Source organism: Fretibacterium sp. OH1220_COT-178 (genome assembly GCF_003860125.1).
GTDB lineage: Bacteria > Synergistota > Synergistia > Synergistales > Aminobacteriaceae > CAJPSE01.
Genome location: NZ_RQYL01000001.1, coordinates 59144 through 84815 on the forward strand (window position 1 = coordinate 59144; position 25672 = coordinate 84815).

Genomic DNA, 25672 nt, shown 5'->3' on the forward strand with positions numbered 1-25672 from the left:
GCCGCGTATTCTACTTCATTTTACAGGATGAATCAAGGGGCGATTTCCCCCGTCCGTCACAGGGACTGATCCCTTATGAAGTGCGGCCAGGAATCCTCGATGGCAACCTCGTAGGATTCGAATGTGGTCATGGCGGAAACGTCGTCGATGTGCACGACGTCCTCGAACATTCCGAGGTCCTCGGCCCCCGACCAATTTTCAAAATCGAAAAACTTATTGCGCGCATAAACGACGTTCATCACAGCCTCCTCAAAAACGACTCGAGGAACACCTCATCTCCCGATGTTTCCACTACCCCCCAAGGCGGGATACGGCTTCCTCCCTCCCCAGGGCAAAAAGCACGAGGGGCAGGGCGGCCCCGCGATCCAGGCCCGTCAAAAAAAGCCGCAAGGGATGGAAGAACTCCTTTCCCTTCAAGCCGTGCTCCTTCATGAAGGAGCGGAGCAGGGCATCGAGGGCCTCTCCGTTCCAGGGCTCCAGAGTCTTCAGGACAAGGGCCAGTGCCGACATCCACGGCTCTCGTCCGTTTTCAGGAGGCTCCACCAAAAACGATACGGCCCGCATCAGCTCCCCCGTAAAGGGATGCGCATCGATCAGATCGTCGAGCAGTGCGTCGAGCCGGCCCCCGCAGAAACCGAAACGAGGGTCCGACGCCACGACCTCCCGACGGATGCGCGCCCCGCCCCGCCTTCGCATCGCCTCCCGCTGCCAGTGCAACAGGTGCGTCTCGTCGTGGAGAGGAGAGGAACGCGATATCCGGCCGAGCGAAAAATCGCCGGCAAGGAACTCCAGGGAGAAGGGGGAGACGGACCCGCTCGGGGACCAGCTCAGCGTCGCCAGATAGGCGCCGAGTCCCTCCGGCAGGAAACCCCGTTCCCGATATTCCCTTACGGAGGTCGAGCCGGTACGCTTGCTGAGCTTTTGCCGGTCCATCGAGAGGATCATGGGGATGTGCGCGAAGACGGGACGCGGACAGCCGAGCCGGTCCAGGATCGCCAGCTGGCGCGCCGTGTTGGGGATGTGCTCGTCCCCCCGCAGGACGTGGGTGATCCCCATCAGATGATCGTCCACGGCGGACGCAAAAAGGTAGGTCGGCACCCCGTCGCTCCGCTCCAGGACGAAGTCGCCGATCGTGCCGGCCGGGAAGAACTGCGCCCCACGAACCGCATCCTCGAAGGCGATGTCCCCGTCCCGAAGCGCGAAACGCCAACAGGGCCTTTCCCCGGAGGCGATGCGGCGCTTGACCTCGGCCGGGGAAAGGTTCCGGCAGCATCCGTCGTAGCGCGGCGGCTCCCCCCGCTCCAGCCGCTCCCGCCTCAGGGCATCGAGCCGCCCGTCCGAACAGAAGCAGGGATAGGCCGCCCCCGCATCCCTGAGCCGGAGCAGCCATTCCGAGTAGAGGCCGAGGCGCTCGCTCTGCCGATACGGAACGGCCCCGGAGACGTCCGGTCCCTCGTCCCAATTCAGGCCCAGCCAGCGCAGATCCTCCATCAGACGCACCTCGAAATCCCTTCGCGAGCGCTCGGCATCCGTGTCGTCGATCCTGAGGACGAAACATCCGTCCTTCCCCGCCGAGCGGGCGAACAGGAAATTGAAGAGCGCCGTCCGCGCCCCCCCGATGTGGAGCTCCCCGGTGGGCGAGGGAGCGAAGCGCGTCCGTATCATTCCGTGCCCTCCCCGTAAGCCAGGGTCGCCGCCGCCCAGCAGGTCATGGAACGCCCAAGGCCAGGATCCCCGGTCCCCTCGGCGGACTTCGCCTTGAGGTTGACGCAGTTTGGCCCGCCGGGGTTCAGGAGTGCCGAAAGCCGCATTCGCATCTCGGGCAGATGGGCGTTCAGGCGCGGGACCTGGGCCTGAATGACCGAATCCACCCAAAGGACCCGCCAGCCCTCGCCCCGAATGCGCTCCACGACGCAACGCAGGAGTTCCATACTGTCCGCGCCGCGGTACGCCTCGTCGCTCGCCGGAAAGAGGTTGCCGATATCCGGCAGCCCCGCCGCCCCGAGCAGCGCATCCGACACGGTATGGGCCAGGAGGTCCGCGTCCGAATGCCCCAGAAGCCCGAGGGGGGAGCCCTCGATGCGAACCCCTCCTAAAATCAGCGGGCGCTCCGGCACCAAGCGGTGCACGTCGTATCCCAGGCCGGTGCGAACGCCCAAGGGCCTCGCCGCCCCGCCCTTGAGCGCCCTCGCCATCTGTAGGTCCTCCGGCCACGTAACCTTGAAGTTCAAACGCTCTCCCTCCAGACAGCGGAGCTCCAGCCCCGCGGCAAGCCAGGCCTCGGCCTCGTCCCTGAAGGACGTTCCGTGCCGCTCCAAAACGGACAGCAGTGTGGTGCGGCAGAAGGACTGGGGCGTCTGGGTCGCAAAGAGCTCCTCCCGATCCACCGCCCGGATCCGTCCACTCCCCGCATCGATGCGCTTGAGTGCGTCGGCGATCGGAAGGACGGGCACCGCCCCGACGCCCTCGTCCGTCGCGGCCATCAGCCGTCTCAAAAGCGCTCCGCCCACGAGGGGACGGGCGGCGTCGTGCACCATCACGTAGTCACACGAACAGGCCGCGAGGCCGTTCATGACCGACTCGGCCCGCGTGCTCCCCCCCTCGGCCAAACGCAGCGGGACGACGCTTTCCTCCGGCCAGGCCTGAGACACGACCTCCCCACGGGGAAGGACCAGCACGACCTCCACAATTCCGTCATCACCCATAGAGGCTGCCAGGTCGGCGCTCCAGCGCCACAGCGGACGGCCCTCCAGAAGGCGAAACTGTTTTTTCTCCCCGCCGATCCGACTTCCGCTCCCCCCAGCGACGATCAAAAAAGAAAAGGAATTCATCGCCCTGCCCCCTCAGTCCGGAACGGCCGTTCTGGACTCGAGGGCCGTATGGAGCGTCATGCGGTCGGCAAACTCGATGGAACCCCCGACCGGAAGGCCGAAGGCGAGGCGCGTGACCTTGAGCGGCTCCGAACCGCCGGCCCCCTTCAGGACGTCCAGGAGCGCGTAATACGTGAGGTCCCCCTCCATGCGGGGATTCGTCGCGATGATGACCTCCTCGACCTCCAGCTCCCGTATGTGCTTCAGGAGAAACGCCACGCTCTCCGGGCTCAGGTCCTCGTCGTCGAAGGGGGAGACCCTGCCGCCCAGCACGTGATAGAGCCCGCTGTAGATGCCGGCCTGCTCGAAGGAAACGAGGTCGTCGATATTCTCGACGACGCAGAGCGTCCTTCGGTCCCTCAGGGCGTCGCGGCATATCGGGCAGGGGTCTCCCTCCGAGATGTTCCCGCACTCGCTGCAGGTGTGGAGGTCGTCCTTGAGAGAGGCGATGCTGGCCCCGAGTTCCCTGAGCAGCGCGGCATCCTGTTTGAGGAGATAAAAGACCATCCTGCGGGCGCTCTTGTTCCCCACGCCCGGGAACTTCGTAAAATGGGAGATGAGACGGCCGATCGGGTCCAAGGAAAATGACCTAGAAGCTCAGACCAAGCGAGCCCAGGGCTCCGGTGACGGCGCTCATTCTGGAGTTCGCGAGCTCCTTGCTCTTCAGCAGCCCCTCGTTGACCGCCGCCGTAACCAGGTCCTCCAGCATCTCCTTGTCCTCGGGCTTGATCACCTCGGGATCGATCCGAATCTCCACCAGGGCGCCCTGTCCCGTGAAGACCGCTTTGACCATCCCGCCTCCGACGCTGGCCTCGACGGTCTCCTCGCCCAGCTTCTCCTGGATCTCCATCATCTGGGCCTGCATCCGCTGGGCCTGCTTCATCATGTTGTTCAGTTTCATCCGGAAAACCTCCTAAATATTGAGCACCTGTCGCTGCCGATAAATCGCAAATCCAAGGCCGAAAAAAATCCGAACCCATCATGACATTCCGGCAGCTAATGGTGATACCCGGCCCCCCCAAGGATCGAGAACGCACGGTACAGCTGTTCGGCAAGGAACAGAAAACACATCTCGTGAGGGAACGTCATGCGCGAGAGGGACAGGGATTCGTCGGCCCGGGCCGCGACATCGCAGCTCGTTCCCCAGGGGCCGCCCACGATCAGCAGGACCCGCCCTGCCGTCCGCTCCATCTCCCGGGCAAGGAAGGAAGCCAGCTCCGTGCTGGTCCGCTCCGTCCCATCCTCCCGCAGCAGGACGGCACGGTCCCGAGGACGGATTCGCCTCAGCAGTTCCAGCCCCTCGCGCTCGATCGCCTCCTCGGGGCGAACCGCCGCGACATCGGGCACCCGATCCACCCCGACGATCCCCGTGGGACGAATGCGCGTCAGGTACTCCTGGGCCAAAGAGGCAATCCGCCTGTCCTTCAGCTTACCGACGGCGAGGATGACGATCTTCATCGCGCCCCCTGGCGATCCCTCCACGAGTACAGCCCCAAGCGGGTCGCCAGAACGCGAAGGACGAACGCCATCAGCCTCAGATCCTTCCTCCATCGTCCCGGTTCCTGAAAAAGTCTGTACAGCCACTCCATGCCGATCCTCTGCATCAGGACCGGAGCACGGGAGAGGCGGCCGGAAAACACATCGAAGGCTCCCCCCACGCCCACCGCCAATACATTGCCCAGACGCTCCCGGTGAAGGGCCACCCACTTCTCCTGTCGGGGCTGCCCCATGGCCACAAGGAGAATCTTTGCCCCGCTGGCGACCACGGCATCCGGCACGCCCGCATCCTCGAGGTCAAAATAACCGTCCCGAGCCCCCGCAACGGACAGCCCCGGGTAACGCGAGAGGAGGACCTCGGCACAGGCCGAGGCCGTCTCTCCCTTGGCCCCCAGGAAGTACACGGGCCACCCCTCGACCGCCGCGATGCGGCAGAGCTGTTCTGCGAAATCGATCCCCGCCACCCGTTCCAACATGGGCATCCCCAGGAAACGCATCCCCCAGAGCAGCCCGACCCCATCGGCCAGGACCATGGAGGCATCCTGCAGGATCTGGTGGTAGTCGGCATCCCGAACGGCCTCGTCCATCCCCAGGGCGTTGACGGTCACGACAAGCTGCGCTCCCCCTCCCCCGGGATTCGAGATCAGTCCCCGGGCTCGGGAGATCGCATAGTTCATCGACACGTTGTCGATCCGTACGCCCCAGAGCGAGGGCTTTTCCTGCGCCATCGGCGAGCGGGAGCGGCGCTTCAGGAGAAGGGGCAGGATCACCGCCAGCGCACAGAGCCCAGCAACCAGCCACCAGATCCGGGCCATGTAGGTGACGGGGGACTGAAGCAGTGCCGCGACGATACTCACAAGCGCACAAAGCCCCGCGACGAACCGGACGGCGTCCGGGTGTTCGAGCCCCCGGGCGATCATGTGCCGGTACAGCCGTTCCGTGCCGTAGGGCCGCTCCGAGAACATCATGCTGACCCAGCGCAACGAGACCTCCACCATCGGGATCGCAAAAAGCCCCAGCGAGAGGAAGAGCATCGAACTGAAGACGATGCCCTTGCTGGTGCCGAACATCGCCGTCCCCGCCACAAGAATGCTCCACATCGCGGACATGGAGAGCCCCGCCTGCCTGTAGGCGTTCCCGAAGCGGCTCCAGAAGGCTCCCAGCAGGGCCAGCCCCGAGAAGGCCATGAAGAATGCGTCCGGGGCGCCCCGCTCCATCAGGAGCACCGCCATGAGCATCAGAGAGAACGTGACGGCAAGAATGTGCCCCAGCAGTCCAGGAATCTCGTCCAGATGCCGGAACATCAGGGGAAAGAGGGTGAACCAGAGGGCCGTCGCAACCAGGGAGGCCGTCGGCGTGAGGTAGACGTATTCCCCGTCGGCAAAGCGAAGGAAATCGATCGAGGGACCAAAGAGCGCACAGACAAGGCCGACCAGCAGGTAGCCCAAACGCCATCGGGCATGGGAGAAGAGCCCTTCTCCCATGCCGACGACCCCGGCCAGGAATGCCCCCCCCACGACGACGCGGACGTCGGCGTTGCCGAACCACACCCCCAGCAGCACCCAGGTTCCCGCCAAAAGCAGATCGCGGAGATAGCCGTACTGACGAGGCTCCAGCGCTCGTTTCACCCAATACTGCACCCCGATGCAGACCAGTGCCGCAGCCGAGCACCCCATTACCGTCGCCGCGTAACCGTCCACCGCTCCGGTCCTCCTCCTAGGCCTTCCCGATCTCGGTCATCCCGCCCATATAGGGAACAAGCGCCTGCGGGATGGCGATGCTGCCGTCCTCGCGCTGACAGTTTTCCAAAATAGCGATCAGCGCCCGGCCTATCGCGATGCCGGAGCCGTTGAGGGTGTGGATGAACCGAGGCCGACCTCCGTCCGCCGGACGGTAACGCGCGTTCATCCTGCGGGCCTGAAAATCCTCGCAGTTGCTGCAAGAGCTGATCTCGCGGTACTTGCCCTGAGAGGGAAGCCAGACCTCCAGGTCGTAGGTTTTGGCCGAGCCGAAGCCGATGTCGCCGGAGCAGAGCGCCACGACGCGATAAGGCAGCTCCAGAAGCTGCAGGACCCTCTCCGCATTCCCGGTGAGCTTCTCAAGCTCCTCGTAGCTCGTCTCCGGCGTACAGAGCTTCACCAGCTCGACCTTGTCGAATTGGTGCTGACGCAGCATCCCTCGGACGTCACGACCGGCGGAGCCGGCCTCCCGCCGGAAACAGGGCGTGTAGGCCGTATAGTATCTGGGAAGGTCGGACTCCTCCAGGATCGTCTCACGGTGAAGATTCGTCAGGGGAACCTCGGCGGTCGGAATCATCCAGAGGTCCTCGCCGTCGATTCGATAGAGGTCCTCGGCAAACTTCGGCAGCTGCCCCGTCCCCTCCAAAACGGCGGAACGCACCATAAAGGGCGGGAGCACCTCCGTGTAGCCGTGCTGAAGGGTGTGCAGATCCAGCATGAAGGTGATCAGAGCCCGCTCCATCCGGGCACCCGCCCCCTTCAGGACGGTAAAACGGCTCTGTGCCAGCATGACGCCCTTTTCGAAGTCCATGATTCCCAGCGCCTCGGCCAGGTCCCAATGGGGCTTCGGTTCGAAGTCAAAATCCCGCGGTGTGCCCCAGGTGCGCACCACCGGATTGTCGTTCTCGTCCGCACCGACGGGGGTGCTCTCGTGCAGACGGTTGGGAAGGGTCATCAGGATAGCGTTCAGCTTCCCCTCGACCTCATCCAGGGTCGCATCGAGCGTCTTGATCCCGTCCCCCATAAGGCGTATCTCCTCCATGAGGGCGGAGGCATCCCCCCCCGTCCTCTTGGCCTCTCCGACCTTTCTGGAGCCCTCGTTCCTCCTGGCCTTGAGCTCTTCCGTCTCGGAGATCAGCCTGCGGCGCTCGGCATCCAGCGCCTCCAGAACGCCGAGGTCGAAATCGTGTCCGCGGTTCGCAAGACAACGGGCCGCCTCCTCGCGATTCGCCAATATCCAGCGCAGATCAAGCATCGTACCCCCCCTCCTTTGCCCCGCCCGAGAGGCGGATGTTCCTGAGCAGACTCGCCATTTCAATCGCACTGTACGCGGAATCCGCCCCCTTGTTGCCCGCCTTGCTGCCGGCACGAAGCAGGGCCTGTTCCAGAGTGTCACAGGTCAGGACGCCGAAGATCACCGGAACGCGGTGCTCCAGCCCCACATGGGCCAGCCCCTTCGACATTTCGGCGGAGACGTAGTCGAAGTGCGGGGTGTCGCCCCGAATGACCGCGCCCAGAGCAATGATCGCATCGTACTTCCCGCTCAGGGCAAGCTCCTTGGCGACCAGTGGAAGCTCCCATGCGCCCGGTACGCGAAACACCTCGATGGCGTTATGGGAGACGTCATGACGCAAAAGTGCGTCCTTGGCGCCCTCCAGAAGCTTTCCGGAGATAAGGTCGTTGAACCTGGAGACGACAATCGCCACCGAAAGTCCCGTTCCCAGCAATTTTCCTTCTATCGTCCGCATCGCGAAAAAGCCTCCTTTTAAAAATCACGCCCCCCTCACCAGGAACGAGGGGCTGCATCTGCATTCCCAAAGTCGGTAAACGAGCGATGGAGAGGCGGTGCCGCCCGGCTACAGGCAACGCAGCATGTGCCCCATCCTCAGCTCCTTGGTCCGCATGTACCCCTCGTTGTAAGCGTTCGGCTCGATCAGCAGGGGAACACGATCCACAATCTCCAGGTCGTATCCCGCCAGGCCTATGACCTTCTTCGGATTGTTCGTCAGGAGCCGGATGCGCCGCAGGCCGAGGTCCATGAGGATCTGGGCCCCGGTGCCGTAGTCCCGAAGGTCCGGCGGAAAACCGAGCGCCACGTTGGCATCGACCGTATCCATCCCCTCGTCCTGAAGCCTGTACGCCTTGAGCTTGTTCACCAGCCCGATCCCGCGGCCCTCCTGACGCATGTAGAGCAAAACGCCCGCGCCCTCCCTCTCGATCATCGAAAGGGCCGCATGCAGCTGCGGCCCGCAGTCGCAGCGCAGGGAACCGAAGATATCTCCGGTGAAACACTCGCTGTGCACCCGCACCAAGACGGAGTCCAGCCCGGCGATATCCCCCTTCACCAGGGCGACGTGCGTGTGGGCGTCGTCGTTCTGCAGCTTGCTGCGGTAGGCATGGGCCCGAAAAATGCCGAACTCGGTCGGCAGGCTGACCTCCACCTGCTTCTCAATCAGCTTCTCACGGGCGCAGCGCCAGGCGATAAGGTCCTTGACCGCAATGAATTTCAGCCCATGCCGCTTCGAGAATTCGATCAGATCCGGAAGACGCGCCATGGAGCCGTCGTCGTTCATAACCTCGCAGCAGAGCCCGGCTGCGGGCAACCCCGCCAGACGGACCAGGTCGACCGTGGCCTCCGTGTGTCCGGCCCGCATCAGGACCCCCCCCTCCCGAGCCTCCAGGGGAAAGAGGTGCCCGGGACGCAGAAAGTCCTCGGGACGGGCTGCCGGATCGGCCAACAAACGGGCGGTAAGGGCCCGCTCGGACGCCGAGATGCCCGTCGTGGTCCCCTCCCGGGCGTCCACCGTAACCAGGAAGGCGGTCGACTTCTTGTCCGTGTTGTGCGTTGTCAGGGGGTCAAGCTGGAGCCTGCGGGCAATCTCGCCCGACACGGGGGCGCAGATGAGACCCCGTGCGTATCGGGCCATGAAATTGACGTTCTCGGTCGTGGCGTAGGCCGCGGCCACGATCAGGTCGCCCTCGTTCTCGCGCCCTTCATCGTCCGCGACAAGGACCATGCGCCCCTGACGAAGTTCCTCAATGGCCTCCTCGATCGTATTGAAAACGGCTCCCTTTTCAAGCTCCTGTATTTCAGTAACCAAGATCCTTCAACTCCTCGATCGACAAACGCGTCCCCCGGCCCGATCGGCCGAGGAGACGCTCCACATACTTGCCCAGAATGTCGGTCTCCAGATTCACGACGGACCCCGTCCTCATCCGCCCCAGGGTACAGGACGCGAGTGTGGTCGGGATGAGCCCGACGGAGAAGTCCGAGTCGGAGACGTCGACGACGGTCAAGCTGACGCCGTCGATCGCGACCGATCCCTTGGACACGATACCCCTCAGGAGGTCGGGCACAGCGCCAAAACGCGCCACTCGTGTCCGCTCGCTCCCCTCGAGACGCCTCAGGACGGCGGTACCATCGACGTGCCCCAGCACCAGATGGCCGTCCAGCCGGCTGCCCAGCGTCATGGCCCGTTCCAGGTTCACGGATATCCCCGGCCTCAGGCCGGAGAACCATGTCCGCTCCGCAGTCTCCGGCATCATCTCCACGTCGAAGACGTCTCCGTGCAGGGCGACGACCGAGAGACAGACGCCGCTCACGGCGACGGACTGCCCGAGCACCAGCTCCCGGGCCGTCCCGGGCCACTCTATGGAGAGAAGGTATACGGCATCCGTCCGGTGAAAGGCACGAACCGTACCGACCGCCTCTACAAGTCCGGTGAACATGAAAAACGCGCCTCCAGCAAAAAGTCCTTACCAACCCGACGCGCCCTGGCGTCTTTCAGAAGGACGGAATCGGAGACCGCCTCCAGGCGTAATCCCGTCCCGAGCCCCGGCCCCTCGCCCATGATGCGATGCGAGGAGAAAAGGGCTAGTTCGTCCGCAAGGCCAAGCGCCATGAACGACGTCAAAACCCTCGCCCCCCCCTCGACCATAAGGCTGAGAACCCCCTCCTCCACCAGACAGGAAAGTGCCGCACCGAGGTCCACGAGCCCCCGAGATTCGGGGATCCTGCGGATTCGGGCTCCGGCTTCAGCCAAGGCCTCGGCTTTGGCGGTGTCGCTGCAGCAGGTGAGGATCAGGCACCCGCCAGAGACGACCTTGGCTCCGATTGGAGTGGAAAGCCTGGAATCCAGGACGACACGAAGGGGATGCCGTCCCTCCGTGTGCCGCACGGTCAGCTCGGGGTCATCCCGAAGCACGGTGCCGACGCCCACCAGCACGGCATCGTGGGAAGCACGCATCCGATGCGCCCACTGCCGTGCCTCGGGACCTGTAATCCACCGGCTCTCCCCATTCGTCAGGGCAATACGCCCATCGAGCCCGGCTGCGGCCTTGAGCGTCACCCAGGGACGCCCCAAGGTCTGAACTCGGACAAAGCCCCTATTCAGCCACCGGCACTCCGGCTCCAGGCAGGGTCCGGCCACCTCGACCCCTCCGGTGCGCAGGACCTCCAGCCCCTTGCGATCCACCCTGGGATTTGGGTCCGTCATCCCCGCGACGACGCGCGCTACGCCCTCCTCCACGAGACGGGGTGCGCAGGGCGGCGTCCTGCCGACATGACAGCAGGGCTCGAGGTTGACATAGGCCGTAGCGCCGCGGGCCGTCTCCCCACGGCGGGCAAGGTCCTCGAGGGCCGCGACCTCCGCGTGGTCCGCGCCGCAACGCGCATGGTATCCCTCACCTATCACGCGATCGTCGCGAACGAGGACGCAACCCACCATGGGATTGGGCGACGTCTTCCCCGTTCCCCGGCAGGCCAACGACAGCGCACGACGCATGTAATATTCGTCTATTTTACGATCGGACACGATTTTGTCCATCTCCTTGTACCGAAAACCATAGTCTGACCATCCTTACTATTATACCGGAAGAACGCCTCCGAAAACGAAGATCAGCCCATTCCTGCCCTCGACGGCCCAGTCCGTCCATTCGTCATGCGTGGTTCTTCGCAAGGAAAGTATCCCGTTTCCGCAAACATGGTGTATGATTTGGACTCATTGTACTTTTTATCTTCACCGAAAAAACAGTAGAGGCAGGGTGGACATCCATGGCACGGAACAACTCGGAAAGGACAAACAAACTTCTCATTTTTTGTCTCTTCATCTGCTTCCTCCTCCCGTTACCCGCTCCCTCCGCCCACGCCGAAAGCCCGGCCTCGGACTTCTTACGGCTGGCCGGCAAGCTGACCCCCGGGATGACCTTCACCGCTACCGAGGAGCTTCTCGGCCCCCCTGCGGAGACGCATCCGGTCGGAGGCGACGCCGCTCTCCTCCGCAAATCGTGGCTGCACGGGGAGCTGGGCATCGAAATTTATTTCCTGAAGGAGGCGGCCTACCGGATCGATCTCTCACACCGCTTCGAGGGCAAGCTCGATCTGCTGCGTACCCTGGACGAGCTTACGCGCCAGGGACAAAGGACGTACGGGTCCATGCCGCGCTTCGACACCCAAAAAAACGAATACTACTGGGAATCGGGAGGCCGTCGCCTCTCGTTTTCCCGATACGACTCCCAGACGATACGCGTACGCCACAGCAACGCTCCTTGATGGTGACGATTGCGGCCCGATGCGATGCAAGGGAGGCATCCGCCCCATTTTTACAGGGACCGTGCCGCGACGGACGCTTTTTCCGCGTTTTCGGTTTTCAAGGTGATCCGTTTCTAAGGTAGGAGGGCTTTTTTTGAGAGGAATTTCGCGTTTTTCGGCAGGAACCTTCCTGATGTTCGTCCTCTTTGCACACTTCATGGCAGGCGGCATTGCGGAGGGCAAGGGCATCCCAAGCGTCAGGAAGCAGAGCTACGACGTGGTTGTGGCCGGAGGCGGAATTGGAGGGATCGCGGCCGCCATACAGGCCGCCCGGCTCGGAGCCAGCGTCCTTGTCGTCGAGCCAAGCGCCTGGATCGGAGGACAGGCAACAGCCGCCGGGGTCTCTACCATGGACGACCTCAGCCGTCTCCGCAGTGGGCTTTACCTCGAATTCATCACCAAGCTCCGCGGATACTACGAGCCGTTGGGCAAATCCATGGGGACGTGCTATTGGGACGCCCGAAGCGTGGCCTTCGAACCCTATATCGGTCAGCGCATGCTCTACGAGATGATCGACGAGACCCGCAAGGGAGGCCAGAACACTCTGGACATCCTCCTCTCCTCCACGGTGACGGAGGTGCGGCGCGAGAAGCGGACGGTGCGGGGCCTGACCGTCCACAACGCCGGCGGAGCCCACAAAATCACCTGCCGCGTCCTGATCGACGCGACGGAGTACGGGGATATCCTGCCCCTGGCAAAAACCGCGTATCGAGCCGGAAACTCCATCTCGCCCTTCGTCGATCCCGAAGCCATGATCCAGGACATCACCTGGGTCGCCGTCATTCAAAAGTATCCGGGCGGCATCCCCGGCCATCTGCGCATGACAACGCCCCTGCCCGGCTACGAACTGGCTCGGCGCAACTACGAGAGTTACGTCACCCGGGACGGGATGGACTTCAAGGGGACCTATCCCGTAACGCTGCCGGTCAACTTCGTCAGCCACAACGCCTATCGCGGCCTCCCCGACTCCTCCTCCCATTGGGGCTACGATGCGAACCGGGAGAACTGGCCCCATATCTCCAAGTGCGGCGTCAATTGGGGCAACGACTATCCGGGGAAATACGGCTGGAACGGAAAGCGGGGTCTGCCCGCCGCCTACCTGGAGAACCCCGACCTCCGCAGGAGGGTGGAGCGGGACGCGCTGATCAAGACCCTCCACTTCATTTACTACATGCAAAACGAGCTGGGAGAGAATTGGTCCGTCGCGGACGACGAATATCATCATCCCGTCCTGCCTCAGGCCGCCGAGGGCCTGCCCGACGAGTGGCTGGAGATCGTCCGGCGCATGCCCCCCATCCCCTACGTCCGGGAGTCGCGTCGTATCGTGGGGGATTTCACCCTGACCTCCGCGGAACTGCTGAAAAACTCCCTGAGCTACAGGGACGGCCAGACCAATCAGGAATTCCCGGACGCCATCGCCATCGGAGGCTACATCCTCGATCTGCACGGTGCGGACACGGATTCTGACATGGAATGGATCTTCGACGAGAAGGCGGCTGCGGTACAGCACAACCGGCCGAGAGGCCCGTTTCAGGTCCCCCTGCGCGCACTCGTTCCACAGGACACGGACGGCCTGCTCGCGGCGGAAAAAAATCTGTCCATGTCCCGCCTGGCCGCCGGGGCGCTGCGCCTTCAGCCCATATCCATGATGACTGGCCAGGCCGCAGGCGCCCTTGCCGCCCTGTCCATCCGGGACGGCGTCCAACCCCGAGCGCTTCCCGCCGTCCGCGTCCAGCGCGCCCTGCTGGAGGCCGGGGTGGTGCTGTCGCTCTGCAAATACTCGGACGTTCCTCCGGCACACCCTTACCACAACGCCACGCAAATCGCCAATCTCTACAGGCTGGTCGTTCCGGTCGAACCCCCTCACGCCCCGTCCTACAACATCAGCGACCTCGACGACGCCGTCCTGGCCATGGCCATCATCAAGGGACACGACAAGGGCGTCTTCGGCGTGGACGAGATGCTGACGTGGCGCGAGACCGTCGCCATGATGGAAAAGGCCCGCTCGGCATCCGGAACGGCCCTGGGCAACATTCCTCCTCTCGGGGACAAACCCGACGCCTTCGTGAATCGGGGCCAGTTCGCCAAAGCCCTCTGCGATGCCTTCGGCTTTCTTCAGCCCGGCGTATTCGCCAATGGGGGGGAGAAAGGGCAGTTCTTCTCCCTGCCGGAGCACCCCAACACCCCGGCGGTAGCAGCCCTTGCGCCTCTCGGCATCCTGGATCTCTACAAGTCGGAGCGGGAATTTCGATTCGGCCGTCCGGTGACGCGGGGGGAAGCCGCAGAGATGGTGATGAGGGCGATGACCATCGCAAAGCTGCCCTGATTCTTCTCCCGAAGCACAGGGAGCCCGTGAGGGGCTCCCGTTGCCGAGGGCATCTGTATCCATCTAAACAAACGCTAAAAAGCTGGAAAATAAGATGGACCGTCAATTTTCCGCATCCCCCCGCTCGTTCGAGGAGCATTCCGATCGCTCCCCGAACGGGCGGGGTTTTTCATTCCAGCATCATAGGATAAGCCCCATCTTCTTGACACCCTGGACACTTGTCGCCAGAAGAGCCTGTTCCCGAACCCTACTTCGCTCCCGGCAACGGCAGTAACGACAGCCGTGCACTTCCTTCACGTCGTCGAAGCCTCTCCACTGTCCGCCTCCGACCTCAAGTTCCAGGCGGTGTTTTGCAACTTCCTCACGCCATCCTGCCGCCACCGGCATTCCGGCTGCGGTTGCATTACAAGGGCGAGAGGAGGATAATGGAACGGCTTATCGAGATGTTTTTTAAAATGATACGATAGGCGCGTTCGATCCGATCCTCTTCTTTTCGAATTCCATCTTGCCCCGAACGGAGGGACGCCCATGTGGAGCCTGTACGACGCATTGATCTCGGGGATCCCCAGCGGGCTCACCGTCAGCGCCTACAACCTCGGGTGCCGCTGGACGACGGTTGCTGCGGCAGGGAACGTCGGCATCGCCCATACGACGCACGGAAGGGGTCCGGATCGTCTGCACGACGGGCCCCTGACGGGCATGGCCCTGCGGGATGCGGCCGCCCTGGCCAAATCCTGGGACTTTCCAGAGGCCTCCTTGGGCGTCGCGGCCATCAACGCCTACTACAACACCTGGGACAGGGCCCGGTCGCTCCCGGGCTTCAAGGCAGCGGACGAGCTGAGGGACGACATCGGGAGCCGGACGGAGAAGAACGCCTTTTACGCGTTCCGGGACGAGATTGAGGGGAAAAGAGTCGCCATTGTCGGGCATTTTCCTCATATCGAAGAACGGATTGCGCCGCTGTGCCGGCTCTCCATCCTGGAGCGCACCCCCTCCCGGGGCGACTACCCCGACAGCGCCTGTGAGTACATCCTGCCGGATCAGGACTACGTCTTCATCACCGGCATGACCCTGGTCAACAAGACGCTGCCGCGCCTTCTGCAGATCTGCGGAGACGCCCGGGTGTCGCTGGTGGGCCCGACGGTGCCGCTCGCCCCGATTCTTTTCGCCCACGGGGTCGACAACCTCTCCGGGTTCGTCTGCACGGAGCCGGAGAGGGTGGACGAGACCGTTCGGCGCGGCTGTTCGATGGAGATCTTCACGGGCGGGCGCATGGTCAGCATCGACGCGCTCAGCGCCGGGGGACGTTCGGAATGACCGCCGGGAGCGGACCGGGCATGGACGACGCCCTGGATTACGACTCGATCGCCAGCGAGGTCTTTGCGCCGCTGTATCCCGTGGTCGCGGAGGCAATCCTGAAGCGCACCGGCATCCTCTCCGGCAGGATGCTGGACATCGGATGCGGGGGCGGGCACCTGGGCTATGCCGTCATGGAGAAGGCCGAGTTCGAGGGCTGGCTTCTCGACATCTCTCCCGATGCCGTCGCCCTCTGCCGGAGACGCTCGCTCGAACTGGGACTGGAGGACAGGAGCCGCTGCCTCGTCGGGGATGTTCATGCCCTGCCGTTCGGGGACGCTTTTTTCGACCTCGTCGTCAGTCGGGGTTCTCTCGGGTTCTGGCGCGATTATCCCTTGGCGTTTCGGGAGATCCGCAGAGTGCTGAAGCCCGGCGGAAAGGCCTACGTCGGAGGCGGGCTCGGGAACCGGGAGACGTTCGAGCGGATAAGGGGGCCCGGATGCGGGAGCTCGATCCGGACTGGCCCGCCAGTATCAGGAAAAAACAGCGCAACGCCTCCACCGCGGAGCTCCGCGACATCATAGAACGCCTGGGGCTCGGATGCGAGGTCGTGGAGAGCGAGGACGAAGGCCGATGGTTCGTCCTGTCGCGGCCGGGGCCCTGACATGGGAAGGCTGCGCCCGGAACTTCTTCCGAAAGGGCGGATATGGCCGTTGATGGTGGCCGCCCCCGTCGCCCTGTTCTTCCTGTCCTTCGCCATCGGCAGGTACCCCATCGGGGCCGGGACACAGGTGCTGCTCTCTATGGGGCCGGCGAAGCCGAAGGCGACCGACGCCTCCCTGGCCGACGAACTGCAGGAGCAGCTGGGGATACCGGTGATCGTGGTGGACGCCTCGATGGAAAACGTCGAGGAGACCTATGCGTTCCTGGGGCGTATCCTGGGCCGGGAGGAGCGCGCCGCCGCACTGGCCGCGTACTGCAGGGCGGCGCTCGATGACGTGAGGAGGAAGGTCTCCGCCATTCCCGAGGAGAAGCGCGTCCGCGTGTACTACGCCGAGGGACCCGACGGCCTCTCCACGGAGCCCGAATCGTCCGCCCACGCGGCGGTCCTGAAGTTTGCCGGGGCCAAAAACGTGGCCGACGTGAAGCTCGTTCCGGGAAGCGGCATGTCTCCGGTGTCCCTGGAACAGGTTCTGCACTGGGACCCCGAGGTCATCATCGCTTGGGAGGACCTCCGCGGCGGCGCACACGCCATGATAGGGAACAATCCGGACTGGGCAGGCATCCGCGCCGTGAAGGACGGACGCGTCTACGCCATGCCGAACACCCCCTTCAGCTGGATGGACCGCCCTCCGTCGGTCAACCGCTTTCTGGGCCTCCAGTGGGTGGCTCATCTGTTCTATCCCGAGGTCTATGACGTCGACATCCGGGCGGTGACCCGGGAGTTCTACGACCTGTTCTACTCCGTGAAGCTCACGGACGCCCAGATCGACGACCTCCTGAAGAACGCCGTGAGCGCCCCGGACCGGCCGAAAACGGGCCGGTGACGGGCGGCTTCCGACTCGCATAGCGACAGGGAGGATTTTCATGTCCACGAACGTTCTGAGACTGCCGAGCTTTGAGAACCTGCCCACGCGGGAGGAGGTGCTGGACCGCCTGTTCGCGCTGTGGCGGCCCGAGCTTCCGGCCGAGATTGTCGCGGTGGAGGACGCTCTGGGCCGGGTCACGGCGGAGGACTGCCGCGCCCGGATCAGCCTGCCGGTGGTGCGCGCCTCCGCCGGGGACGGGATCGCCGTCGATTCCCGACGGTTCCGGGACGGGCTCCCGGACACCTCGGACTGGCAGATGGGAAGGGATTTCGTTCGGGCCGACACGGGGGACGATTTCGACGACCGGTTCGACGCCGTCGTCATGATCGAGGACGTCGAGCTGGACGGCGACGGCCAGCTCCGCATCCGCAGCGGGGTGACGGTGCGGAGGGGAAGCAACGTCCACCCCTCCGGGAGCATCGTGACGGAGGGGGAACTGCTGGTGGCCAGGCACATGCCGCTGCGGCCGAGGGACCTGGCCTGCCTCCACCTCGGAGGCGTCTGGGACGTCCCGGTGCTGAAGAGGCCCGCGGTGGCCTTTATCCCCACGGGGAACGAACTCGTCCCCCCGCGCAGCGCGGTACCCCGTGGAAAGAACGTCGACAGCAACAGCGTGCTCGCCCGGACCAGCCTCCAACTCCTGGGCGCGGAGCCGCTTCTCTACCCCATCGTCCCCGACGACAGGACGATGCTGAACGCGGCGCTGGACGACGCCCTGGGGAGGGCGGACATCGTCATCCTCAACGGCGGCTCCTCCAAGGGGGGCGAGGACCACAACGCCCGCCTGCTGCACGAACGGGGAACGGTGCTGTGCCACGGGGCCGCCGCCGCTCCGGGCAAGCCGCTGTGCGCGGCGATGGTGGACGGCAAACCCATCGTGAACCTTCCGGGCCCCTTCATCGCGGCCTATCATGGGTTCGAGTGGTGCATCGGTGCCCTGGTGTCGTACTGCCTGCATCAGCCGAAACCCGAGCACCGTCCCCTGGAGGTGACGCTCTCCGGGGGCCTGCCGAGCTCGGATCAGGTCTCGCTTTTGTGCAATCTCGACGTGCGTCGTGGCGAGGATGGAGGGTACGTCGCCCATCCCATCGACTTCAGGCGCTCGTCGGCCGCACGAACGGCATCCGCCAACGCCCAGTACATGACGCCGCCGGGCGGTCCGGTCCCGAGTGCGGACAGCAAGCTCGTCGTCGAGCTCCTCAGGGAGGCGGGGTCCATCGCACGCGACCCGACGGTCGGGAACGTCTTGGAGAAAGGACGCTCCCCGTTTTCCCGGTGATTTTCCGGCGGAGTTCGCATTTTTGTCATCTTGAGGTGGGGGTAAGATTGCTCGAGGTACGGGTGAGGAAACGCCTGGGAAACTTCTCGACGGAGGCGGATTTCGCACTGGAGGAAGTGGGGATCACGGCCCTCTACGGCCCCTCCGGCGCGGGGAAGACCACGCTGCTCAACATGGTCGCCGGGCTCGTCGTCCCCGATGAGGGGCGCATCGTCTGCGACGGAACGGCCTTCTTCGACTCGGAGCGGAAGATCTTCCTGCCCGTGCAGCAAAGGGGCATCGGTTACGTGTTTCAGGAGCACCGCCTCTTTTCGCACCTCTCGGTTCGGAACAATCTGCTCTTTGCCTCGCGTTTCTGCGGGCGTCCCTTTTCCCGGGACTATTTCGACCGAGTGGCCAAGCTGCTCGAGTTGGGGCCGATGCTCGACCGCACGACCTCATCCCTGTCCGGAGGGGAGAGCCAGCGCGTCGCCATCGGCCGAGCGCTTCTGGCCTGCACGTCCGTCCTTCTGATGGACGAACCCCTGGCCTCGCTCGACTCTCAGCGCAAGGAGGAGTTGATGCGGTACATCGCCACGATCCCCCGCAGGCTCGGCGTCTCCGTCCTGTACGTCACCCACGCCGAGGACAAGATCCCTCGCCTTGCCGACCGGGTGCTCCTGGTCCGGCGTGGGGCGAAGACCCGGCCGGCCCCTGCGGGAAATGGCGTCGGGCGGCCCCGGCATAACGAATTTGCACCATCGCTTGACGATCGCTCTATTGAAAATACCGAAAGGATGGGTGTGAAACGATGAAGGAAAGAAAAGGAACTACAACGTTTTTGGCGGTCCTGTTCTTCTTCGCGGCTGCGGTGTCCTCGGCCTGGGGGCAGGGCGTCTCCGTGACCACGGGGGCGGGTTACAAGCAGATGGTGGAGGAACTGGGCAAGGCGTACCGGGAATCAGGCGCCGAGCTCGAGGAGATGTATGGCGGTCTCATCGGACAAATCCTGGTTCAGATCAAGCAGGGGAGCGGTGCCAACGTGGTGATCTCGGACAAGGGGACGCTGGACGCCGCCTCGCAGGGCGTCGAGTTCGGGCGCTTCGAGGCGCTCGGGGACACGGTGCTGGTGCTCGCCTGGCGAAAGGGGGTGGCCCTGTCGATACCAGGAGATCTTGAAAAGGAGGAGATCGCCCGAGTCGCCATGCCCGACCCCAAGGCGGCCATCTACGGACGCGCCGCGTCCAAGTTCCTGGAATCCTCCGAAATCGGGGCCAGGATCGGGGCCAAACTGTCGGTCGTCTCCTCCGTCCCGCAGGTCTTCTCCTACCTGGTGTCCGGGGAGATGGACGCGGGGTTCGTCAACCGCGTCATGGTGCTCAACGCTGGGGACAAGCTGGGCGGATGGCTGGAGATCGTCGAGGGATATCCGCCCCTGAAGATGGTCGCCGCAGTCGTCCAGGGGCATGAGAAGGATCCGAAGGTCCTGGACTTCCTGGCCTTCCTGACGGGGGAGAAAGGAAGGGGGATCCTGAAACGGCACGGCATCTGGTGATGGAGCCTTCCTGTCCGCCATGTCGGAGTCCGGGTCCCTGAGCTTCCCCGTACTGCTGACGCTGCGGGTGTGCGCGGCCTGCGCCCTGCTCTATCTCGGAGTGGGGCTTCCCTGCGCTTGGTTCTGCCGTCGGCGGCGCAGCCTCGCCGCCCGTGCGCTGTCGTTTCTGGTGACGATTCCCCTGATATTCCCCCCGGTGGCCATGGGTTTTCTCCTGCTGCTCCTTCTGGGGCGTAACGGCCCCGTGGGGGGAGCTCTCGAGCGCTGGGCCGGGCTCCGCATCGTGTTCTCGGAGGCCGGAGTCGTGCTCTCCGCGTTCGTCGCCGGACTGCCGCTGGTCGTCCGGCCCCTTCAAGCCGCGATGGAGCGCCCCGAGCTCTACAAGCTCGAGGAGGCCGCGCAAACCCTGGGGTGCGGCGCGCTCGGGACGTTCTGTTTCGTCACCGTACCGCAGACCTCCCGGGTACTCTTCTCCTGCCTCCTCCTGGGGATCGCCCGGGCCTCGGGGGAGGTGGGCATCACGATGATGCTGGGAGGGAACATCTCGGGTCGAACCAACACCCTGTCCCTGGAGATCTTCAACTGCGTCTCCAGAGGCGATTTCGATGCCGCGCTGCGGCTGTGCGCCGTTCTGGCCGTCCTCGGGGTACTGCTGTACGTTCTTCTGGAGGGCTGCCGCGGCAAGGGGGACGTTCCGTGACCGGAAAAAATTACTTCGCTGCATGAAAGGAGAATATCGACGATGTTTTGGGTATCCGACAGCCGCATAGAGGCGTGGATCGAGGAGGACCTGCATTTGATGGACGCGACGGTGGAGGCCCTGGGGATCGAGGAGCGTCCCGGACGGGTGGAGTGTTTTCCCAAGGAGGACTGCGTGATAGCCGGCGTGGAGGAGGCGGCCCGGATCTTCAGGACCGTGGGAGCGGGAGCGTCGGTGGAGCGTCCGAGCGGCAGCGTCCTGACGGCCGGCACCGTCTGTCTTCGGGCCGAGGGGACGGCGGGTCGGCTCCATGCCGTCTACAAGGCGGCACAGAACGTGATGGAATACGCCTCGGGGATCGCGACGCGATGCGCGCGGCTCGTGAGGAACGCAAAAAACGCGGCCCCATCCGTGGAGGTCGCCGTAACCCGGAAGCACTTCCCCGGGACGAAACCCCTCTCCGTAAAGGCCGCCCTCGCCGGAGGGGCGACCGCACACCGGCTGGGGCTCTCGGAATCCATCCTCGTATTCGATCAGCACCGGGAGTTTATGACGGAGCAGGAGTTTGCGACCGCGATTCCCCGGATGGCCGCGCGATATCCCGAGAAGAGGATCATGGCGGAGGTCGACTCGACGGAGGAGGCCGTCCGTTTTGCCGAGGCGGGCGTCGATGTCGTCCAGTGTGAGCGTTTTTCTCCCCCCGAACTCCGCGAATGCGTCGGGCGGATACGGCGTATCCGGCCCGGGATACGCGTCTCTGCCGCCGGGGGCGTCAACGCGGACAACGCGGCGGAATACGCCGCCACAGGGGTGGACGTCCTCGTCACCTCATGGGTGTACTTCGGCAAGCCTCAAGACGTCAAGATGCGGTTTTCCCGACTTTGAAACCGATGGGAAGAAGCTGACAGATAAACACGACAATCGAAATGCAGAACGGGGGGAATTCCCCCCGTTCTGATGTAGACCTGTGAGCCGCCTACCCTTTCCGCCTCCGGAGGAGGAGCAGTCCAGGGACCAAGAGGGACGCTGTCCCCCAAGCCAGGGCGTTGCAGCTTCCGCCGCCGTTGTCGGCATTTTGTCCTCCTTGATCGGAGGGACGTATAGTCACGCTCATTCTGGGAGTTGCCACTCGATCTATTGTCGTAGATGCCTCCGGATCTTTGCGTTCCTCCTGCGTTCCAAAGAAAATGGTATATTTCAATTCGGCGAACTCCTCATTCAAACGTGAGCCATCATTGCCCGGTTGCTGTCGAGCGTGCGACCTGAGGAGAGACAGCCTACGGGGATAAGAATTCAACACCAATGGATTCTGGACATCGTCATTGACATCCAACAGATCGGCCGTATGCGTTCTTAGACGCAAATAACCGTATTCCGAAAAAAATAAATTATCCAACTCATTATTGAATACAGCCTCGTAATCCGGGGAAACCTCAAGCAGTTCCCCGACCGATCCTATATCCGTGGAAATATCCACGGAGGCCGTTAAGAAAACGGAGCGACGCAAATAATCATCGGCATCCATACGTCCATTTTTGTTGAAGTCCACCACATCGACATAAACCGTCCGAACTTCCGTGCCCTTCATCAGCATCCGCTCAATCTTATTTCCAGCTTCATCGGCAAACTGAATCTGCTTGGGCATAGAATAAAATCGACGCCCGCTAAAAAGAAAAGGCTTTGCCCAACTGGAGGCAGGCAATAAAAGAATGCCTGCCCCAAAAACCACCAATATAAGACCTACAATCAATCTTCTTGTGTTCCGCACGTTCATCCCTCCTAAATTTTATGTCCAAACCAAAAGCCAAATCTTAAAAATTTCCAAATAAAAATCTTTGCTTTTAAGGCCCTCTCTCCCAATTGGCCCCCTTGCGAGCCAGCCTCTGGGGAATCCGGTCCCCCCGAAGCAGGTCGTCGGGAGTCTGGCGCTCCACAATCACCTCGGCCTCTCCTCCCTTCACGAGGACAACGGCCGGACGGCAAAGCCGATTGTAGTTGCTTGCCATCGAGAACGTGTAGGCCCCCGTGTTGAACAGAGCCAGGATATCTCCCCTGCGCGGTGAGGGAAGGCGCACGTCCTCGATCAGAATATCCCCTGTCTCGCAGCACTTTCCCGCAACGGACATCCTTTTCGCCTCCCGAGACAAGGGGGCATCGACGCGATTCGCCAAAGCGGCCTCATAGACCGCCTGATAGAGCGCGGGACGCGGGTTGTCGGCCATCCCGCCGTCCACACCGATATAGTTTACACCAGGAAGCTCCTTGACCGTCTCGACCCGATACAATGTGATGCCAGCCTCCGAGACGATCCAGCGCCCCGTTTCTATGGAGACGTGCGGAAGCTCGAGACCTCCGGCTGCGCAATCACGCACCAGAGCCTGCATCATCGCATCGGTGAACAGGCTCAGAGGCACATGGGGCTCGGACGGGTGCGAACGCGCTCCAAACCCGCCGCCCAAATTCAGCTCCCGGGTGCAAAAACCGAAATCCTCCTTCAGACGCCTCATCGCGGAGACGACCCGAACGACGGACCGGACGTGCGCCTCGGGTTCGAAAATCTGGGAGCCCACGTGAAAATGCAGACCTCGGAGCTCAAGCCACTCCGCCTCCAAGGCCTTGCGAACGGCTTGGGGCAACAGATCGCCGTCCAGGGGCAGACCAAACTTGCTGCCCTCCTGCCCTGTGGTGATGTAGGCATGGGTATTGGGGGCAATCCCCGGGGCGACGCGGAGCAGAATCTCCGACCTGCGCCCCTTACGGGCCGCAAGTTCCGCAAGAACCTCAAGCTCCATCAAGCCATCGACGATGATTCGGCCGATTCCCGCATCGAGGGCCGCGCTCAGTTCCGCCTCGCTTTTTGCGTTCCCGTGCATCTCTATACGGGAGGCCGGAAAACCGGAGGACAGGGCGGTATGCAGCTCGCCCAGGGAGACCACATCCAATCCCAGTTCCTCGTCCTCCACGATGCGGGCCATAGCCTGAGTAAGAAAGGCTTTGCTGGCGTAACTGGCCGACGATTTCGGCCACCGGTCCAGAAAATCCTTTCTGACCTCCGCGCAGCGAGCCCGTATTACGGTTTCGTCCAGAACGTAAAGAGGCGTGCCGAATCGCTCGACCAGCTGCACGCAATCCGCCCCACCCCAAAAAAGATGCGCCACCTTCGAAGTTTCCCCCTTACGATCACGTTTTCCCTATGACTCGGTGAGCCCCCGTGTTCCGAGGAGAAAGGGCCCCCTCTACGATCAGCCCGCCAGACTGTCCGTCGGCCCGGAGGCCAGCAGAGTGGTCAGCTCCTCCGGGATTACAAACTCGCCGAAGCTGTCCGTGACGTTGACCCGCAGGGACAGAAGCGACTGGATCACGGTCAGTTCCTGAAGGACATGACTGCCCTTTCTGTCCAGGGGGGCCGCCGAATTGACGACCCGAAAGGCATCCTCGCCCAGGATATCCATCCACAAAGCAACGCGGCGGATTGCCTTTCCCAGGAGCAAAAGCCAACGGAGCAGCTGCGGAGCGGGAAGTTTCGCCAGAGAAAAGAGCATGTAGACGAAGACGGATTTCGAGAAAACGCCACGCGGATGCACCTCGCGCGGCAGGGGCTGCTCGAGATAGGCATCGACACAGGCAAAGTCGGTTGTGGTGCAAAACGACTCCCCTTTCGTCATGCAGGCCAGGTAGGCCAGCAAAAGAGAGGGGGTGACGAAACGGGCATTCCGCATCCGAAAACGCAGGTGCTGCCATACCGAGATCTCGTTCTCCAATCGAAACGTCAGCGCCCCGGATGAAAATGGGAAAAAACCCTCGTCAAACATGGCATCGACCAAAGCCTGATCGACGATGTTTTGATAAGGAACCATAGGCGGCACCACCGGAACGAGGCACAGAGGATACATGGGGCTGTACGGCGTGCTCTCGCGGCTCAAGATGCAGTCCCTGAAGTTGTCCAGAAGCTTTTGAAACGGAATTTTTTCCGTATTGTAGAGGTAGAAACGCGCCCCCGCAACAAATCCCTTGAGCAGTTTATAGGAAAAATCCGTCTGCCTGTGGGCGTTTACCGCCATAGGATTGGCACCGTAATAGAGGAGCTTCTTCATGATCTCCGGGTCACGGGCGGACATGAGCACGGTCGAGTCGCCATAGCCTTGAGTGTTGTAGTCCGCGTCCGCCCCCATCTCGAGAAGACGCGTCACCGTTCGCGACAAGCCGCGGCGAGCCATCTCCATCAAAAAGGTGTCCCGACGTGCCAGCCCGAACGATGCGGAGTCGCAGTTCCATCCATTCCGGACCAACTCCGCCACGACCCCCGTAAAGACCTGATCCTTCAGGCCGTGGACGTCCTGTGGCGAATATCGGGTCACCCCAAACAAGGTCAGCAATCGCGAATCGCTCATGGCGAGAAGCTCGGCCAGGAGGTCCCGGGTCTCGGACAGCTCCCTGGCCCGAACAATTCGGGCTTGAACATTCTCGAAGTGAAGTGTTACGGCCGACAAGACAGTCCCCCTCCCGGGCGGCTCAAGCCCAATATGACAAACTTCGATCGGCAGCGTCCGCGCTGCCCAAAGCTAACGGATCGCAGGAGCGCCGCAGCCTCTTGAGACCACGGGCGCCTATTTCAGGACCATCGTCTTGGCTCCGCTCTGATAGACATCCGAAAGCCGCGCGTAAATGGCGTGCAGCACCGACAAACGGCGGCGTTCCGGCGCTTCGGGCTCCAGCAGTTCGATCTCCGCGGTCAGGGAGGTCCAGGAAAAATAGGCATTTTTCGGTCTCGGAACATCACAACCGAACAGCTCGCGCACCATCCTCCGGTCGTGAGGAATATTGAAATCCGTCTCCGTGCTCTCGTAATCGAAGAGATAAAGGATCTCTCGAAAACCGGACCAGGCCAGCGCCGAGGCGCACATGCAACAGGGCTGATGCGTGGATAAAAAAAGACAATCGTCAGGGGCCGGATGCTCCTGCAGCTCGTAGAACATCTTGATCGCCCAAACCTCTCCATGCCACAATGGAGACATAGCCTCATGGTTTGTCTCGGCAAGGACCAAGGACAGGTCCTCTTTCCGCAGAACCGCGGCTCCGAAGACCTTGCTGCCGATCGCAACGCCCTTCTCCGTAAGGGGCACGATCTCCTTTTCAATGACATCCAACAAGCGATTCAGGACCTCTCGTCTCAAGAGTCCACCCCCACAAGGCATTCGAACTTCATTATACCAGCATTCGAGCTCCTGAGGCGCTCCGTTTGACGACCGGCA

At 63.0% G+C, this 25672-nt stretch carries 26 protein-coding genes; 10 read left to right on the plus strand and 16 right to left on the minus strand.

From position 1 onward, the window contains the following. Positions 1-56: 56 nt before the first annotated feature. From EII26_RS00295 to ribD, 12 genes are all read right to left on the minus strand, one after another. Complete coding sequence (locus EII26_RS00295; protein ID WP_124887133.1) at positions 57-239, minus strand: hypothetical protein; 183 nt, start codon at positions 237-239, stop codon at positions 57-59. A gap of 52 nt (positions 240-291) precedes the next feature. After that, the gene (gene gltX, locus EII26_RS00300) at positions 292-1665 is read right to left on the minus strand and encodes a glutamate--tRNA ligase (RefSeq protein WP_124887134.1); all 1374 of its coding nucleotides are present in this window, start codon (positions 1663-1665) and stop codon (positions 292-294) included. After that, positions 1662-2831 (minus strand): 2-C-methyl-D-erythritol 2,4-cyclodiphosphate synthase, encoded by a 1170-nt coding sequence (gene ispF, locus EII26_RS00305; protein WP_124887135.1) that lies wholly within the window; start codon positions 2829-2831, stop codon positions 1662-1664. Before ispF ends, gltX begins: the two co-directional genes overlap by 4 nt. 12 nt (positions 2832-2843) lie before the next feature. Beyond that, positions 2844-3449 (minus strand): recombination mediator RecR, encoded by a 606-nt coding sequence (recR, locus tag EII26_RS00310; protein WP_124887136.1) that lies wholly within the window; start codon positions 3447-3449, stop codon positions 2844-2846. A gap of 10 nt (positions 3450-3459) precedes the next feature. Beyond that, positions 3460-3771 carry a YbaB/EbfC family nucleoid-associated protein gene (locus tag EII26_RS00315; protein WP_124887137.1) on the minus strand — a complete coding sequence of 104 codons (312 nt, stop codon included), beginning with the start codon at positions 3769-3771 and terminating at the stop codon, positions 3460-3462. Between the two features lie 95 nt (positions 3772-3866). Further along, complete coding sequence (locus tag EII26_RS00320; protein WP_158612059.1) at positions 3867-4328, minus strand: 23S rRNA (pseudouridine(1915)-N(3))-methyltransferase RlmH; 462 nt, start codon at positions 4326-4328, stop codon at positions 3867-3869. Beyond that, positions 4325-6067: a WecB/TagA/CpsF family glycosyltransferase gene (locus EII26_RS00325; RefSeq protein WP_124887139.1), complete on the minus strand. Its 1743-nt coding sequence runs from the start codon at positions 6065-6067 to the stop codon at positions 4325-4327. The genes EII26_RS00320 and EII26_RS00325 overlap by 4 nt, the downstream gene beginning before the upstream one ends. 16 nt (positions 6068-6083) lie before the next feature. Then, entirely contained in the window at positions 6084-7361 is a 1278-nt protein-coding gene (gene serS / locus EII26_RS00330; RefSeq protein WP_124887140.1) for a serine--tRNA ligase, read from the minus strand. After that, complete coding sequence (gene ribH, locus EII26_RS00335) at positions 7354-7854, minus strand: 6,7-dimethyl-8-ribityllumazine synthase (protein WP_124887141.1); 501 nt, start codon at positions 7852-7854, stop codon at positions 7354-7356. The genes serS and ribH overlap by 8 nt, the downstream gene beginning before the upstream one ends. A 108-nt stretch (positions 7855-7962) precedes the next feature. Continuing rightward, a complete protein-coding gene (locus EII26_RS00340; protein WP_255415902.1) occupies positions 7963-9207 on the minus strand; it encodes a bifunctional 3,4-dihydroxy-2-butanone-4-phosphate synthase/GTP cyclohydrolase II in 1245 nt (414 codons plus the stop codon). After that, positions 9197-9835 carry a riboflavin synthase gene (locus tag EII26_RS00345; protein WP_124887142.1) on the minus strand — a complete coding sequence of 213 codons (639 nt, stop codon included), beginning with the start codon at positions 9833-9835 and terminating at the stop codon, positions 9197-9199. Before EII26_RS00345 ends, EII26_RS00340 begins: the two co-directional genes overlap by 11 nt. Further along, complete coding sequence (gene ribD / locus EII26_RS00350; protein ID WP_233572512.1) at positions 9817-10920, minus strand: bifunctional diaminohydroxyphosphoribosylaminopyrimidine deaminase/5-amino-6-(5-phosphoribosylamino)uracil reductase RibD; 1104 nt, start codon at positions 10918-10920, stop codon at positions 9817-9819. The genes EII26_RS00345 and ribD overlap by 19 nt, the downstream gene beginning before the upstream one ends. A 239-nt stretch (positions 10921-11159) precedes the next feature. Here ribD and EII26_RS00355 point away from each other — a divergent pair, with 239 nt between their 5' ends. From EII26_RS00355 to modD, 10 genes are all read left to right on the plus strand, one after another. Continuing rightward, positions 11160-11657, plus strand: coding sequence for a hypothetical protein (locus EII26_RS00355; RefSeq protein ID WP_124887144.1), 498 nt, complete (start codon positions 11160-11162; stop codon positions 11655-11657). A gap of 133 nt (positions 11658-11790) precedes the next feature. After that, positions 11791-14022: an FAD-dependent oxidoreductase gene (locus tag EII26_RS00360; RefSeq protein WP_124887145.1), complete on the plus strand. Its 2232-nt coding sequence runs from the start codon at positions 11791-11793 to the stop codon at positions 14020-14022. Positions 14023-14550: 528 nt separating this feature from the next. Continuing rightward, on the plus strand, positions 14551-15339 hold the full coding sequence (locus EII26_RS00365) for a DUF364 domain-containing protein (protein ID WP_124887146.1): 789 nt from the start codon (positions 14551-14553) through the stop codon (positions 15337-15339). After that, on the plus strand, positions 15336-15902 hold the full coding sequence (locus tag EII26_RS00370) for a class I SAM-dependent methyltransferase (RefSeq protein ID WP_124887147.1): 567 nt from the start codon (positions 15336-15338) through the stop codon (positions 15900-15902). The genes EII26_RS00365 and EII26_RS00370 overlap by 4 nt, the downstream gene beginning before the upstream one ends. Before the next feature lie 81 nt (positions 15903-15983). Beyond that, the gene (locus EII26_RS00375) at positions 15984-16865 is read left to right on the plus strand and encodes an ABC transporter substrate-binding protein (protein ID WP_124887148.1); all 882 of its coding nucleotides are present in this window, start codon (positions 15984-15986) and stop codon (positions 16863-16865) included. Between the two features lie 40 nt (positions 16866-16905). Further along, positions 16906-18186: a molybdopterin molybdotransferase MoeA gene (locus EII26_RS00380; RefSeq protein ID WP_124887149.1), complete on the plus strand. Its 1281-nt coding sequence runs from the start codon at positions 16906-16908 to the stop codon at positions 18184-18186. Between the two features lie 47 nt (positions 18187-18233). Then, positions 18234-18980 carry a molybdenum ABC transporter ATP-binding protein gene (locus EII26_RS00385; RefSeq protein WP_124887150.1) on the plus strand — a complete coding sequence of 249 codons (747 nt, stop codon included), beginning with the start codon at positions 18234-18236 and terminating at the stop codon, positions 18978-18980. Then, positions 18977-19720 (plus strand): molybdate ABC transporter substrate-binding protein, encoded by a 744-nt coding sequence (gene modA / locus EII26_RS00390; RefSeq protein ID WP_124887151.1) that lies wholly within the window; start codon positions 18977-18979, stop codon positions 19718-19720. The genes EII26_RS00385 and modA overlap by 4 nt, the downstream gene beginning before the upstream one ends. Positions 19721-19739: 19 nt before the next feature. Beyond that, positions 19740-20420, plus strand: a complete 681-nt coding sequence (locus EII26_RS00395; protein ID WP_124887152.1) for a molybdate ABC transporter permease subunit — start codon at positions 19740-19742, stop codon at positions 20418-20420. A gap of 42 nt (positions 20421-20462) precedes the next feature. Then, positions 20463-21305, plus strand: coding sequence for a ModD protein (modD, locus tag EII26_RS00400; protein ID WP_124887153.1), 843 nt, complete (start codon positions 20463-20465; stop codon positions 21303-21305). Positions 21306-21396: 91 nt separating this feature from the next. Here the strand turns inward: modD and EII26_RS00405 are convergent, their stop codons facing one another. From EII26_RS00405 to EII26_RS00420, 4 genes are all read right to left on the minus strand, one after another. Continuing rightward, positions 21397-22194, minus strand: a complete 798-nt coding sequence (locus EII26_RS00405; RefSeq protein WP_124887154.1) for a hypothetical protein — start codon at positions 22192-22194, stop codon at positions 21397-21399. Between the two features lie 67 nt (positions 22195-22261). After that, entirely contained in the window at positions 22262-23578 is a 1317-nt protein-coding gene (gene lysA / locus EII26_RS00410; protein ID WP_124887155.1) for a diaminopimelate decarboxylase, read from the minus strand. An 84-nt stretch (positions 23579-23662) separates the two neighbouring features. Then, positions 23663-24910, minus strand: a complete 1248-nt coding sequence (locus tag EII26_RS00415; RefSeq protein WP_124887156.1) for an ankyrin repeat domain-containing protein — start codon at positions 24908-24910, stop codon at positions 23663-23665. A gap of 117 nt (positions 24911-25027) precedes the next feature. Then, a complete protein-coding gene (locus EII26_RS00420; protein ID WP_233572513.1) occupies positions 25028-25567 on the minus strand; it encodes a deaminase in 540 nt (179 codons plus the stop codon). Between the last annotated feature and the right edge of the window lie 105 nt (positions 25568-25672).